This window comes from Lentiprolixibacter sp. (assembly GCF_982873095.1).
This window is the reverse complement of the sequence record NZ_CEYNTP010000041.1, coordinates 1-14821: the sequence shown is the minus strand read 5'-3', so window position 1 is coordinate 14821 and position 14821 is coordinate 1. Positions and strand designations below refer to the sequence as shown.

Here is a 14821-nt window from a genome sequence, read left to right as displayed (position 1 = left end):
AAACAGGGGGCCGTCATCACTGTCCTGAACACCCTGATCTTTCTGCTGGCTACCCCCTGGATCCTCTGGTCCTCCTCCCTTTAGATAAAACAGAAACCTCAACAAGAATGACCGAAAAAGAAAAAATGCTACAAGGCGACACCTATAATTCACGGGACCCGGAACTATTGGGGATGTACCACAGGGCAAGAAAGCTGTTGAAGGCATACAACCACCTGGATTCCGAATGGACCGAAGAGCGGGAACAGCTTTTGGGGGAGTTGCTGGGAACTGTGGGTGAAGGTGTCTGGATAGAAGCCCCGTTTTTTTGTGATTACGGGGAAAACATCTCCATTGGGACCAACACCTTCGTCAATACCAATTGCATATTCCTGGACAACCACAAGATTACCATTGGTAAAAACGGGCTCATTGCGCCCTACGTGCAGATCTACACGGCCACCCATCCCCTGAAAGCAGCGGAGCGCATAATTGAAGAGGGGAATACCTCTCGCTACCTGACCTCGGCAAAACCCGTTACCATAGGGGACAACGTCTGGATCGGAGGGAATTCCATTATTTTTCCGGGGGTGAAGATCGGGAACAATGTGACTATCGGCGCCGGCAGTGTGGTCAATAAAGATATTCCGGACAATGTACTGGCCATGGGGAATCCCTGTAAGGTAGTGAAAGAACTATAAATAGTGCTTCATATTCTTACCCCTTCCTTCCCTATGCTGCATAATAAATCTTTTTGGCTCAATATTGTCACATTCTCGCGGTATTGTCGTCTTTATAGCATAGTCCAATGAAGAATAGCGTGCGGATAACCTTCCATTTACTTATTTTCTTGTTGTTTTCTCCCATTTTACACCTTTGGGGAATGGGGGCTGCAGTAGATCATGAATATCCCAGAGGCACCCCACTGCTTAGCGAATGGTTGCTGGTTGCTCCCGTAGACCGCATTAAAAAGAACTTCACAGATGAACAAATCGAAGAGCAAATCACCTATGGGACCGTTAACTTCATAATACCGGGGATCCACAACAATATCCCAGATTCCTTTATCCGCTTCAAAAGGAAATACGGCATTGGGCTATACATCGAGAATTGCGCTATTGACCCCTTTGCCTTTAATAGTGCAAGTGAAAACAATAAAAGGATTGCACGGTATCTAAACCGTTTGCACGGTGAAGAATGGCTGAAAGAGTTGCCTGTAAAACCTTTAGGCATAGAATAACATGAAAAAATACATCCTTCCGATAGTTGTTATCATGTGCCTGGGATGTGGGAAGGAAATTGCTTATGTCCTTGAAAATGCCAGGGCCACCTTAATAATCCTTAAAGAAAATCCACTGGAAGATCCCTCCGCATTAAAATCAGTATTTGGGGTCGTACAAGAGGGAACATTTACTGCATTCCCCAATAATATGCAAGACTAAAGCGGGTATCCATAGACGCTGCTTAGGTTACATTTCCCTTCCCTAAAAATTCCTACATTTAACCCGTGATTAAAACAGCTACAGTGGAACCTTTTTCTGTAAGGCGCGTTCATTACAAAACACCTGAATCAAATTCATTACTAGCATATACAACACACTTGATTATGAAAAAAACAAACACACCATTGGTACATCTTCGTTTCGCAGGGCTCGTTCTTTTATCCGGGCTCTTTTTTATGTCATCTGCCTGTAAGGAGGCCGCGCCAGAAGCCCAAACAGAAGTTCAGGAAAGCGCTGCCCAGGTGGCCGAAGAGGCTATCTGGAATATCAAGGCCATCCATCCGGAAGGTAGTTTTATGGATATCAAAGCCCTGGACAAGGAGGGCAACATCTATGATGTAAAAGCCATACAGGATTCGGAACAGCGCCAATTAATGGACGTGAAAGCCCTGATGAATGGGGAAAAAGTTCCGGTTAAGATTTTATTGAGTTCAGATGAATACGCCCCTGTAAAGGCCATTGGTGCTGACGGGACCATTTTTGATATCAAGGCCCTCACCCCGGATGGGGATAAACTGGACGTAAAAGGCGTACAACGGGCCGGAAATATCATCGACATCAAAGCCATTAACGAGGAAGGGGAATTCTATGGGGTCAAGGCCATTTCCACAGAAGGATTGCTGAACGATGTAAAAGGGGTTAAGGTGTCTGAAGAAGATCTGGAAGCCACCATAAATGGGGTGAAAGTGCATGCTCACATTAAAGCCCTGCCCCAGGCGGGATTACCGAGCGAAACCACCATCTGGCACATCAAAGCCATACATCCCGAAGGACAGACCCTTGATGTCAAGGCACTGGACAGTGATGGAAATATCTTTGATGTAAAAGCCATACAGGATGCAGGCCAACAACAATTTATGGATGTTAAGGCCCTGATGGAAGGGGAGAAAGTCCCTGTAAAGATCCTGGTAAGTGCTGACCAATATGCCCCTGTTAAGGCCATAGGGGCAGACGGTACTAATTATGATATTAAGGCATTAACGTCGGAAGGCGACAAACTGGACGTCAAGGGTGTACAAAGGGACGGCAACATTATCCACATTAAAGCCATCAATAAAGAAGGGGAATTTTATGGCATTAAGGCCATTTCAGCAGAAGGACAGCTCAATGATGTGAAAGGTGTAAAGGTGGCTGAAGAAGCTCTTGAAGCCACAATCAACGGGGTGGACATTCAGGCACATATCAAATCGCTGCCACAAACAAATTAACGGCCTGGAATTTCACCTGATTAAGCCAGCAAGAATATAAACCTCCCTATAACCAGGGCAGCAGAAGCTGCCTTGGTTTTATATTGGTCCTTGCTAATTGGTAACAGTATGAAACAATGTGAAAGTTGCAACACCCCCTTTTCGTCAGGACAGATCCTGAAATCCACCTGGATCGGCTACTACCCTATCAAATGTTCCAAATGCGGGACAGTGTATGAACACACCCTGATGAATAGGCTTTTGGTAGCACTGATTGTAATGGTATCTTTCGTATCCACTTACTTCATCAGTGAACACTACAGCCTGGGATACATTTCAATACTTTTAGCATTACTGCTTATTGGAATACTCATCCTTATAAGCACACCCTTTTATAAATTCAGAAAAGTATCATAGAAAAGCCCCAGGGCATTACAAAGTGTACACCATTCGGAAGGTCACAAACCGGGGCTGAATAAAGGTCTCCGAAGAAAAAACCGAAACGTTGTTCGCTGCGTTTCTTACCTGGGCATCGATGTCCAGGATGTTCGTGGCGCGAACCTCATATTCCCATTTAGCATCCCGGTCCTTCCGGTAGGACAGGGTAGCGTCCCAGTTCTGAAAGGATTGGGATTCTCCGTTCCCCAGGTCCTGCCTGGTAAAGGCATAATTGGTGCGGAAGGTAACCGCTTTCCATATATAGGCATCAAACTCCACGGAAGGAGCAGTGGTCACAAATTTTGTGCTCCGCCCTCCCTGGTTGTTATTGGTTACACTGTAGCGGTACCTGAGGCTAACATTGGGTGCGATCCGGTAATTCGTTCGGATCCCGGGGGTATAGGTCTGTGTATACCCCTCATTCAGGGAGCGCTGCCCCTGGATAAACTGGTTGATCTTACTGTAGTTAAAGCTTGCATTCATAGTGGCCCTGATCTTGCCAAAAGTGCGCTGAACCCTTCCAAAAACGTTAAAGTTCTCATCGGCAAAACTGGAATTGAAGAAAGTGCTGGTACGAATGACGTTTTCAAATGTCGTAAGGCTCCTTATCTGGTCGATATTGCTGGAATAGGCCGCCCTTGCAAATACATTGGTATAATTGAAGAGGTTAAAACTACTGTAGAACAGGCTCAGGTTATGCGAAAGCGCATTCTGCAGATCAGGCTCCCCGAACTGTATGCTGTTAAAGTTGTTTAGCACTAATCCCTGGGCAAGGCGCGTAACATCTGTGAACTGGTTACGCATGTCATACCTGAATGTCAGGGATTCGCTCTTCTTTAGCTGGATCCGGGTTTCAAAGTCCGGTAACAACCGGAAGAAGTTATCCTTGAACGTCTCTCCAAACTGTGAGTTCTTATTCCCATAGGCATGTACCGAAAATCCGGGGGTGAGGGTAAACTTACCCATCCTCACCCGGTAATGCACCCCCAGGTACACATCACTGAAATTGTATTCTGTATCGTTAACCGCCCGGCCGTCATTAAAGGTTGGGGTTGGATTTAGTACCGTGCCCCCCTCCAGGAATTGAAAGATATTGGAATTGAATTCCTGTCGGCTCAGGATGGTCCCGAACGTGAGATTGAGATTGCTTTTGGGATTAATGATATAATAGTAATCCAGCTTAGCATCCAGCTGGTTGGACTTAATGCGCCGGTTTTGCCCAAGGTCGTAGTTGTTCAGGGAGGTATCCAGTCCCAGGGTCTCTGCGGTGGTATCGAAGGCGTCCGGGCCATTGGGGTCATTGACCAACAAGGCATTGTAAAAAGGGTCCTCATTCTTTATCAAATGCTGTGCCTCCAGGGCGAAGATGTTGTTCTCGTCCAGCGTGAAATAATAATTCAGGTTCTGATTGAGACTGAAGGGGGTAACTTCATCCAGCTGGTTCGTATTTCCAATTACCGAGGAGAATACATTTTGGTCCTGCCGGTCATTAGAAACCCGTCCCAATACATCGTAATCCAGTTGGTTGTTTAGGTTGGGCTGATACTTGGCACTGAGTTTCAACAAGCCCTGATCCGAACGCTCAGTACTGGTTTGCTCGGTAGCTTCATCCGGGATCCCCAGGTCCGGGTCGGTATATTGAATGAAGCTGGTTTCCCGGGAACGGATCCTGCTGTTATTGTAGATCATAAAACCACTCAGGTCCAGCGCCTGAGAAGGGGAGTAGCTGAAATTACCTGAGGCCAGTTTGTTTTCGATTTCCAGGGCATTGCCCTGATTGGTCAGGAAATTGAGGCTGTTGTCCCCCAGATTGATATTGGTACCACTGCTCCTGCTCGGTGCACGGAAGCCGCCGCCAAAATTCCGTATGTCTCTTCTCGTTAGCGCTACTTCCCCGGTATTGTTGATATCCCCAATAAAATTTATGGTGTATTTGGGGCTGTAATAAAACAACTTCGGCTGAAACAAATAGAGTTCCTTGTCCGTGGAGGCCCCGCCACCTGCCGTAACGTCCCCAAACCAAAAATTTTCCTTTCCTTCCTTGAGCTTGATATTCAGGGCGACATTGTCCTGGTTATTGGTCACGCTGCGCAATTGCCCTACTTCGGAATAGTTACGCAGTACCTGTATTTTATCCACTGCCTTGGATGGGATGTTCTTGGAGGCCAGTTTAGTATCCCCATCAAAAAAGTCCTTGCCGTTTACCATGAGCTTATTGACTACCTTGCCCTCTACTTCAATCTGCCCTTCTTCATTGATCTCCACCCCGGGTAGTTTCTCCAATACATCTTCGAGCTTTCTTTCAGTCCCGTTCTTAAACGAATCAGCATTATACACTACGGTATCCCCCTGAACGGTCACTGGCATTTCGTAGACCAGCTCTACCCCTTCCAAAACATTGTCTGCTTCCAGTGCGTAATCTTTGGTAATGTCGCTCTCCTGGGTAGTCAGGATTTCCGTAAAGGTCTTCATGCCCACAAAGCTGATCTGGATCTTGTAGGTGCCGTTCTTGCCGAGCTCCAGCCGGTATTTTCCCTGTTCGTCAGTGACCCCAAAGGATTCCAGGCCACTGGTTTCCTGGTTGATGGCAATCACGTTGGCTGATTCAAGGGGTTGGTTGAGACTATCCCTGACCACCCCTTCAAGCCGCACCTGGGCATAGGATCTCCCCACTGCGAATAGCAGGGCGATTAAAAGAATTTTTTTCATCAAATTGGTTTGCTTGTCGGTAAGGAAGTATTTGAACTCAGCAACTATCTGCTTCTTCGTCGCCCCCGGTTGTCCCTCATTTCCCGCATCTTCTCGGTAATGGTTTCCTGGTATGCCATCTTGGTGATGACCTTACCTTTCTCGGGCGCTTCGATCTTGATTTTCTCCTGAGGGTTCATTACTATTTTAGAACACAGCATTACAGTATTGCCGGCACTTACTTCCAGTATGAGTCCGGGCAGTCCCCAATACTCACCAGGGCCATGCCCAACCGGAATTTGAGGCGTATACCAGGCTTCGATCTCGGTCATTTGTATTTCAGCTTCTTGAGCCTCGTCACCGGCCGCATCGCTCTCCTTTGGAGTTGTTCGTCTCAGTTTACTCCAGGAAAAATTATACCAGGTCAACTCGGAGGTAGGCACCGATGCTGTAGCTTTAAAACACATATACTGCCCAATTTGTTTGGATGCTGTGCCCATCTTCCAGTTGAGGGCCAGTAATTCATCCTTGACGAGAAATTGTTTCCCATAAAACTCCTGGCTCTGTACCAAGGCGTTTTCTTTAATATTTTTATATGACTTGCCCGGTGAGAAGTTTTTTCCCCATGAATCCGTAGCACCCGACCAGGCATCCAGTTTTTCTTCTTCGTCAAACACCGATTCCTCTTTGTTGAAGTTCAGCACATAGGTTTTTTCCAACCTGTTTTTGAGACGGGCCTGTATCTGTTTCTTCTGGGCCTCGCTCAGACGTGCTCCCCAGGCACCAAGTTCCATTTTGGTTTTGGTGAAATAAACCGCTTGCCCCTGGAATTCCTGAGTATTAGGTGTAAACGAAAACAAGAAGATAAGGGCTAGAAAACTGGATTTGACAAATATTGATCTCATAACGGGTTGCTCTGGTTATTTATATGTTTAACGAATGTAGTGAAAGATTAAACATTATTTAATTGTTTATTAAAACATTAACATACATCTTCATGCAATTATTTGCTTGAAAATCTATTGCCGTAATAGCATCCTCTATTATTACTTTTACAAAAAATCTGGTCACCATAACTATGAAAATCATATCCATAAGGGAAAATCCTGAATATAAAGACCGGGCGATCGCATATTTTCAACAAAGCTGGCCCAGTGTAACGCCCATAATTTATGAGGATGCAATAACCCATAGTATTGGGGCCAGGGACGTATTACCCCAGTGGTATTTGCTGGAAAAGGACAGGGAAATAATCGGCTGTGCGGGGCTCATTACCAATGACTTCATCAGCCGGGGTGACCTCTATCCCTGGATCAATGCGCTCTTCATTGACGAAGCCCATCGCGGCAATGCCTATGCCAGCCTGCTAATGGAAAAGGCAAAGGAAGATGCCAAAAAAGCCGGATTTAAATATGTATACCTCTGCACGGGCCATGTGGGGTACTATGAAAAGTACGGATTTACCTATATCGGGCAGGGCTATCACCCCTGGGAAGAGGAGTCCCGAATATATGAGATAGCCCTTTTCTAGCCGAATAAAAACTACGTATTAAATAATCTGAAAATGAAAAATTGGCTGCCCACTTTTGTATTTTGCGCCCTCTTTGTTATCACCTCCTGTAAAGAAAACAAAAAAGATGCGTCAGCAACGGAAAGCAAAGAAATTGAGCTTATGAACCCTGTAAAAGAAGACCACTACCAACCCGGAGAGGACTGGAACCTGGCCTGGTCGGACGAATTCGATTCCCCCTCCATCAACCCTGACAACTGGAATTTCCAGGTGGAAGAAGCCGGGCGTTTTAACGACGAATGGCAACGCTACACTAACAGCAGTGAGAATGCCTACATTGAGGACAATTACCTGGTTATCAAAGCCATACACGAAAGCGATACGCATGGGATGGACCAGTATTCCTCTGCCCGTTTGAATACAGCCAACAAACAGACCTTTACATACGGGAAGATCGCAGCCCGTATCAAGCTTCCCTATGGTAAGGGTATCTGGCCGGCCTTCTGGATGCTGGGGGCGAACATTGATGAGAACGGCGGCGATACCCCCTGGCCGCAATGTGGGGAGATCGATATTTTAGAACTGTATGGCTCCAGGGACGACGGGACCATTGAGGTCAACCTCCACTACGCTGATAAAAACGACAAACATGCCAGTATGGGAGCAGTAGCCCATAAATTGGCCTCAGGAAAGTTTGCGGACGATTTTCATGTCTTTGAACTGGAATGGGATGCAGAGAAGGTAAGCTGGCTGCTCGATGGCGAGGAAATAACTTCTATGCCCATTTCGGCCCCGGAACTTTCCGAATTCCACAACGAATACTTCCTGCTCCTCAACATTGCCGTAGGGGGTAGATTCTCTGGCCGCCCCGACGCATCCACCACATTTCCGCAATACATGTACGTGGATTGGGTACGGGTGTACCAGAAAGAAGGGTAGCACTTAGCTAATTCTTTTTTTTTAGGAACCTGGGATAGTGGACATAGACAGGGGAACTAAAAATCCGGAAGGTACTCAGAGGTTTATCCGGGATTATGGAGAATAAAATATCGCTCCTGTAATTTCAAGATATACCACAAGATGCCGAATGCTTTCGGATCTGCTAATTTCACCGGTCCATATTTGAAGAAATCTCTGGAGAATTTGGTAATTTCATAGAGGAATTAAGACCGAATTAAAACCGCTTTACACCCTTAGTCAATGTGGATTATGAAGGCAAAATACTGTCTGATAATGATTCTCCTCTTCCTGTCGACTTTGTACGGTTATTCACAGTACACCCTAACGGAATTGGATACGATCCCTTACAAGATCTATCCCCAGGTAAATGCGGAAAAACCAGTTCTCCCTTCCCCTTTCCGGACCAAACAGGGCTATGAATATGTGGTTGCGGTTACCCGGGAAAAAAAATATGCCATCATACAGGTAACACCAGGCAACGCTTACGAAATTTGCAAGCAACTCATCGTAGATACTCTTGACTTTCCTGATTTGGCGCGAACAGGCCTGCATTCGGAAGCTACATTGGATACCATCCGGACCATTACCGGTTGGGAATTGGAAAAAATAACAAGGCTGGGGCGGCCCAATGGCCTTTCCCAGGCAGGGTTTATGGCTGAAGATGAGGACATCATATCCGTCCTTAAAGGGGATAATCATCTGGTGGGTAAACTGGGATTCACGCACCCACAAATGGCCCAACCTTTATTTCATGTGCTGAATATGATGGATACGGACCTCTCTCTGAATCGCTGGAACATGGCCAGGCACAAATGGGAAAACATCCCCTATTTCTTTTACAATAACCGAAAAGTTTTTGTGGAGGCAGAGGACACCAAAGGGGGACAGAAATCCATTTTTAACGATGGTATAGGGGGTGCATTTTACATTAAACTCTGGACGGAACTGGCTCCAGAAGAACAGAATTACCTCAAGCAACATTATGCCTCACTAGATCAGGAACAGATGGCGGAATTGATTAGCAAACTAAGCATCATGCATACCGGAGAAATGGAGCCCCAGTATATCATGCGCTATGGCTTTTATGAAGGCCATACGTATTGGAGGACAGATCCTATAGCCATTGCATTTATTTTTGGACTTAAAGACCTTCCAGAATTAAATGCAATTTTGGAAAACAAGTTGTACCTTTTTCTGAGCAAACATTATACAGAGTAAGGAGGAAGGAGCTGGATATCTAAAGGATTAAGGCCTGATACTTACCTACTATAAACCAAATTATAACACCAGTAAAATCCAACAATAATGCAATTACCTAAACCCATAATCCTGGCATTAACCTTAAAGATTCTCCTGTTATCGGCATGTTCTGCCCCTCAAAAAGAAGCCGCCACCCTGCTTATTTACGGAGGGCCCATTTATACGGTGGATTCCGCACAGGCCACGGTAGAGGCCGTTGCGGTCAAGGACAACCTTATCCTGTTTGCGGGAAGCCTGGAAGAAGCCGAACAGTACAAAACCGATCAGACCGAGTTGATCGACCTGCAAGGGAAAACTATGACCCCGGGTCTTATCGAGGGACACGGGCATTTCATGGGCCTGGGGTACAACGAACTGGACCTGGACCTGATGAACACTACCAGCTATCAGCAGATCATCGATGCCGTAGCCGAGAAAGTAAAAACAGCACAGCCAGGGGAATGGATTACAGGCAGGGGCTGGCACCAGAGCAAATGGGATTCCATGCCCTCTGCTACGGTAAAGGGGTTTCAGACGCATGACCGGCTGAGCGCTGTATCTCCGGAAAACCCTGTGTATCTACGCCACGCCAGCGGTCATGCAGGTTTTGCCAACGCCAAAGCCATGGAAATCGCTGGCATACAGGTCCTGGACAAAGAAGGCATAAATACCCTGGAAATAGAAGGGGGTGAAGTCATCCGTGATGCCCTGGGCAGGCCAACAGGGGTTTTCAACGAACGCGCCCAAACCCTCATTACCAGACACGTCCCGGAAAATACTCCTGAACGGGACATCAAAGCTTTTGAGCTGGCTGTAGCCGCCTGCCACAGACACGGCATTACCGGTTTCCACGATGCCGGTATCGGCAGGGGAACCATCGCCCTCTATGAAGAGATGAAAGCTGCTGGGGAAATGAATATCCGCATGTATGCCATGCTCACGGGTTGGGATAAGGTACTACTGGACGAATGGTATGAAAAAGGGCCTATGGTAGACCCGGACCACTTGTTCACCATCCGATCGATAAAACTAAACTGTGACGGCGCCCTGGGATCCCGCGGAGCCTGGCTGCTAGAAGAATACACAGATCGGCCCGGCCATTTTGGACACGAGACCCTCCCCATGGATTTTGTCAAAGAAACCTCCCTCAATGGCCTCCAAAATGGTTTCCAGGTGTGTTCTCACGCCATTGGCGACCGGGCAAACCGGGAAATCCTGGACAGATATGAGGCCGCCTTCACCACTTTCCCTGACCTGGCTACAGATCACAGGTTCCGGATTGAACACGCCCAACACCTGCACCCGGAAGACATCCCGCGTTTTGCAGAACTGGGGGTGATCCCCGCCATGCAGGCCATCCATATGTCGTCTGACCGCCCCTGGGCAATCGATCGTTTGGGTGAAAAACGGATCAAAGAAGGGGCGTATATGTGGCAAAGCCTGTTGCAAAGTGGCATCCCCATCGTAAACGGTACCGATGTCCCCGTGGAACCCATTGATCCCATCGCCAGTTTCTACGCGAGTGTGAGCAGGAAAACACTCAAGGGCACTCCAGAAGACGGCTACGAACCCGCCGAAAAGATGACCCGCGAACAGGCACTGAAATCCTATACCCTGGATGCGGCCTACGGGGCATTCGAAGAGGAAATCAAGGGCTCCATTGTAACAGGAAAACTGGCTGATTTTACTATATACGACCAGGACCTGATGACCGTACCCGAGCAGGAACTCCTCAATACGAAAATTGTCATGACCATTTTTAATGGGGAAGTAGTGTATTCAAGTGCGGATTGAATTCCAGTTTCTCACTGGCATAGCAGACAAAGTGAATAGTAAAAATCTTTCTGAAATCCTGGACCTGGCAATACACTTCGCAAAAACGAATAAAGGAGTATTGGCTCTGGGCTTGTGCGGCTCCTGGGCCAGGGGAACAGCAGGGGAACATTCGGATATCGACCTCTCCATTATCGTCACGGATAAAAAGCATTTCAGGGAAACAGACTGGTTGTCCCGAATCCCTTTTGAAACTATAAACGATAAAATTGACTCCTTTGAGGACAAGGTATACGGAAACGTATGGTCCAGGCATGTGCTTATGAAAAGCAATGCCAAAATTGAGTTTAGCTTTGCAGATACATCCTGGGCCAATATTGAACCTTTGGATGTAGGAACGCAGCAGGTGGTATCAGACGGCTACAAGATTTTATTCGATCCCCATCAAATCCTGTCCAGGCTGTTGAGAGAAGTGAATACAAATCCATAAATTCGTCTTTCGTTTTGTATTACAGAAAAGACAATTGAGCTTTTATGAATAAAAGAAAGATTGGTCTTATAGTTTCCCTGATCATTTTTGGGCTTAGCCTTTATTTGCTTGCTACCGGATCTTCGGTTTTATTGATTTCCCTGTCTAATTCCAGCTATACCCCCCTGGGTACATTCATCACCGGGCTAGGCATGATTGCGCTGCCCTTTGTCTTCTATTTTTCCATAAAGGGCTTTCGCAAGCCTCAATCCAAAACCGAGAAGGTATTCGCATTACTCCTAAAAATACTTATCGCCCTGGCCGTACTTTGGATTCCGATCAGCTACCTCTTGGCTGGCAACATTTCGAATACCTTTACTGAGAAAGCTGAATTTCAGGGAGGGCAATTAGCCATGAAGATATTTTGGTTCAATTCGTACTTCACCGTTGCTGCACCCATTGTTCTGGCCATAGTCTTTGGAGTCTACTCCCTATTCAGAACAAAGCCTAAATAATCCTGCAAAAAATATAAGGCCCCTTGGAGTTTTTATATTCTTAAGATTTACTGAACAAGTATTATGTTGTGAAGGGTTATCCTTAATTTTAGCGGAAAAACTTGCCATGAAGAGGATATTGCACATACTGCTGCTGGCTGTACTCGCTTTTCCATTATCCAGCTGTAATTCACAACAAAGATCTGACGATCATTATACCTATAAGTCCGGAGACTGGAACGGGATAGGAAAATGGTATATGGATCGGGAGATCGCCCGGGTAATGGGCTACCAGGGCATGAGTTGGCTGGAGCGACCGGAACGGGAACAGGAAGAAAGAACTTCTCTCTTATTGAAGAACATGGACATACAGCCTGGTGATACTATTGCAGATATTGGTGCAGGCTCAGGTTATCACGTGTTTAAAATGTCAGCACTGGCTAAACAGGGACTGGTCTATGCCGTGGACATACAAACCGAAATGCTGGCGGAGATCAGCCGGAAAATTGAGGCCAAGGGGATTTCCAATGTGCAGCCCGTAAAAGGAGATGAAAAGCGTGTAAACCTGCCTGATAATTCTGTAGACAAGGTACTCCTTGTGGATGTATACCACGAAATTAGCTTTCCCAAAGAACTGATAGCATCGCTCTACAAAGCCATGCGCTCAGACGCCAAATTATACCTCATTGAATACCGGGCAGAGGATGCAACAGTACCGATCAAAGAACTACACAAAATGTCAGAACAACAGGCAGTAAAGGAAATGAAAGCTGCTGGCTTTCAACTTGAAGAAAATATTGGGAACCTGCCCTGGCAGCATTGCATGGTTTTCGTAAAAGAATGAGACTAAAATGCTCGCCTATCTTCTGCGGGTGACGTATATTAGCATTTAGCATACGTGCCTATGAAAAGGATGCTGATATTACAAATGCGGCCGGAGGATGCTACGGCAGACAGCGAGTTTGAGGCCATACTCCGGGTGGGAGGCCTGAGCAAAAAAGAGGTACACCGCATACGGCTCGAACAGGGCATCCCCACGATAGATCTGGAGAATTACTGGGGGATCGTTGCCGGGGGCAGCCCATTTGATGTGAGCACCCCTGAACAAAACAAGAGCCAGGTCCAAAAAGCCATCGAAGGCTTTTACCAGAACCTTTTTGATCAGCTGATTCCCAGTGACTTTCCTTTTCTGGGGTGTTGCTCGGGCAACGGCCTCCTCGGGCAATACTGCGGCTCACCAATCTCAAAAAAATATGGGGAACCCATAGGCAGCACAGAAATAAAAGTGACTCCTGAAGGAAAAAAAGACCCGCTTCTCGAGGGATTACCGGTCTCCTTTATCGCAAGGGTCGGACATAAAGAAGCCTGTGATCAGGTGCCGAAGGGTGCAGTACTCCTGGCCACTTCCGAGCCCTGTCCTGTCCAAATGTTCAGGATGAAAAAGAACATCTATGCCACCCAGTTTCATCCGGAAGCCGATGCCAATGAGTTTATTATCCGGATCAATACGTACAAGAATTACGGCTATTTTGACCCGGAACAAGCCGAAGACCTGATTGCAGAAGTAAAAAAGATCAAAACGATGATCCCCAAGGAAATCCTGAAGAGGTTTGTAAAGCGTTACAAACCAAAGAATTAAAACCTACATCCCTTAGTATATTACCAAATTGATTTCATCTCATTGATTTCCAGTGATTCCAGGGATAAGTCCTCCTTACCGGTATTCTGTACGTGTAATTGGCTATATGGGGCATTGGGAAATATTTGACTGGTGGCCACGTACTGACCACCGTTCACAAATACTTCCAGGGAAGACCAATCGAGGATAAGCCGAAACTCCACATTTCCGTCCGGCAGGTTATTGAGTGGAATCCGGTGAACTTGCGCACCAAAAGCCTCCTGAAAATCCACCTTGCCTGAATTCCTGCGGTCCAGCGTCATTTCCTTTCTTTGCTTATCCACTGCCAGAACCAGTTGATCTCCTGTTTCATTCGAAAATGTCAGTATAAAGTTCCGGGCTGTCGTGGTAAAACGAAGTTCTGCCTGATTGTTTTTATCAAAGATCAGCGTCTGCCTGTCCCCTGCGGCTACTGATAGGGTTTTCTTTTCCCCTTTGGATATCAGCTTATCCACTGAGGAGAGCGGGTAATTCACTAGTGTTACCTCCTCGCCGATTTTTTGTAGTCCCAGCCTCCGTGGAAGGGTCATGGCGCTCCTCCAGCGTTCTGTGGGTGTATCCCGGGCATAATCCCAGTTGCTCATCCAACCGATAAAAATCCGTTCCCCATTGGGGGTGTTGTTATAGGTGACCCCGGCGTAATTGTCCGTACCCCAATCAAGCCAGTGCGCTTCCTCCTGTTCGGAAACAAAGTGTGTGCCATCAAAATCCCCAAGAAAATACTGGGTGCCGCTACCTCCATTGGGTGCCCCGGGATTAATACTAATGATCAATACCCATTTTGTTTCTCCGGTTCCAGGCACCGTCAAAGGGAAGAGGTCCGGGCATTCCCAGACACCCCCATGAGCCCCCTGCTCCTTTCCAAAATCACTGAGATACTCCCACTCCTTAAGGTTGCCTGACC

The 14821-nt window shown here is 46.8% G+C and carries 16 protein-coding genes; 13 read left to right on the top strand and 3 right to left on the bottom strand.

The window, feature by feature from the left end:
* From AC4E7D_RS04340 to AC4E7D_RS04320, 5 genes are all read left to right on the top strand, one after another.
* Positions 1 to 680, top strand: a 680-nt coding sequence (locus tag AC4E7D_RS04340) for a sugar O-acetyltransferase (RefSeq protein ID WP_490172584.1), incomplete at its 5' end; no start/stop codon positions are given.
* Between the two features lie 182 nt (positions 681 to 862).
* Positions 863 to 1219, top strand: coding sequence for an FEKKY domain-containing protein (locus tag AC4E7D_RS04335; protein WP_490172583.1), 357 nt, complete (start codon positions 863 to 865; stop codon positions 1217 to 1219).
* A 1-nt stretch (position 1220) separates the two neighbouring features.
* Complete coding sequence (locus tag AC4E7D_RS04330) at positions 1221 to 1421, top strand: hypothetical protein (protein WP_490172582.1); 201 nt, start codon at positions 1221 to 1223, stop codon at positions 1419 to 1421.
* 164 nt (positions 1422 to 1585) lie between these two features.
* Positions 1586 to 2689: a DUF7486 family protein gene (locus AC4E7D_RS04325; protein WP_490172581.1), complete on the top strand. Its 1104-nt coding sequence runs from the start codon at positions 1586 to 1588 to the stop codon at positions 2687 to 2689.
* Between the two features lie 108 nt (positions 2690 to 2797).
* Positions 2798 to 3085, top strand: coding sequence for a TIGR04104 family putative zinc finger protein (locus tag AC4E7D_RS04320; protein WP_490172580.1), 288 nt, complete (start codon positions 2798 to 2800; stop codon positions 3083 to 3085).
* A gap of 15 nt (positions 3086 to 3100) precedes the next feature.
* Here AC4E7D_RS04320 and AC4E7D_RS04315 read toward each other — a convergent pair whose 3' ends face one another.
* Together AC4E7D_RS04315 and AC4E7D_RS04310 are read right to left on the bottom strand one after the other, a co-directional pair.
* Positions 3101 to 5815, bottom strand: coding sequence for a TonB-dependent receptor (locus tag AC4E7D_RS04315; RefSeq protein WP_490172579.1), 2715 nt, complete (start codon positions 5813 to 5815; stop codon positions 3101 to 3103).
* Positions 5816 to 5859: 44 nt separating this feature from the next.
* The gene (locus AC4E7D_RS04310; RefSeq protein ID WP_490172578.1) at positions 5860 to 6699 is read right to left on the bottom strand and encodes a GLPGLI family protein; all 840 of its coding nucleotides are present in this window, start codon (positions 6697 to 6699) and stop codon (positions 5860 to 5862) included.
* A 173-nt stretch (positions 6700 to 6872) separates the two neighbouring features.
* Here AC4E7D_RS04310 and AC4E7D_RS04305 point away from each other — a divergent pair, with 173 nt between their 5' ends.
* The 8 genes from AC4E7D_RS04305 (at position 6873) to AC4E7D_RS04270 (ending at position 13878) form a co-directional block, all read left to right on the top strand.
* A complete protein-coding gene (locus AC4E7D_RS04305) occupies positions 6873 to 7325 on the top strand; it encodes a GNAT family N-acetyltransferase (RefSeq protein WP_490172577.1) in 453 nt (150 codons plus the stop codon).
* A 33-nt stretch (positions 7326 to 7358) separates the two neighbouring features.
* The gene (locus AC4E7D_RS04300; RefSeq protein WP_490172576.1) at positions 7359 to 8243 is read left to right on the top strand and encodes a glycoside hydrolase family 16 protein; all 885 of its coding nucleotides are present in this window, start codon (positions 7359 to 7361) and stop codon (positions 8241 to 8243) included.
* A gap of 294 nt (positions 8244 to 8537) precedes the next feature.
* Positions 8538 to 9482 (top strand): hypothetical protein, encoded by a 945-nt coding sequence (locus tag AC4E7D_RS04295; protein ID WP_490172575.1) that lies wholly within the window; start codon positions 8538 to 8540, stop codon positions 9480 to 9482.
* Between the two features lie 87 nt (positions 9483 to 9569).
* On the top strand, positions 9570 to 11297 hold the full coding sequence (locus AC4E7D_RS04290) for an amidohydrolase (RefSeq protein ID WP_490172574.1): 1728 nt from the start codon (positions 9570 to 9572) through the stop codon (positions 11295 to 11297).
* A 31-nt stretch (positions 11298 to 11328) separates the two neighbouring features.
* Positions 11329 to 11766 (top strand): nucleotidyltransferase domain-containing protein, encoded by a 438-nt coding sequence (locus AC4E7D_RS04285; RefSeq protein ID WP_490172573.1) that lies wholly within the window; start codon positions 11329 to 11331, stop codon positions 11764 to 11766.
* 44 nt (positions 11767 to 11810) lie between these two features.
* Entirely contained in the window at positions 11811 to 12260 is a 450-nt protein-coding gene (locus AC4E7D_RS04280; RefSeq protein ID WP_490172572.1) for a hypothetical protein, read from the top strand.
* 106 nt (positions 12261 to 12366) lie between these two features.
* The gene (locus AC4E7D_RS04275; RefSeq protein ID WP_490172571.1) at positions 12367 to 13083 is read left to right on the top strand and encodes a class I SAM-dependent methyltransferase; all 717 of its coding nucleotides are present in this window, start codon (positions 12367 to 12369) and stop codon (positions 13081 to 13083) included.
* Positions 13084 to 13143: 60 nt separating this feature from the next.
* Complete coding sequence (locus AC4E7D_RS04270; RefSeq protein WP_490172570.1) at positions 13144 to 13878, top strand: glutamine amidotransferase; 735 nt, start codon at positions 13144 to 13146, stop codon at positions 13876 to 13878.
* Positions 13879 to 13898: 20 nt separating this feature from the next.
* On the opposite strand, the gene AC4E7D_RS04265 is transcribed toward AC4E7D_RS04270, so the two are convergent.
* Positions 13899 to 14821 (bottom strand): glycoside hydrolase family 32 protein (locus AC4E7D_RS04265; protein ID WP_490172569.1); only part of this gene is annotated, 923 nt, incomplete at its 5' end.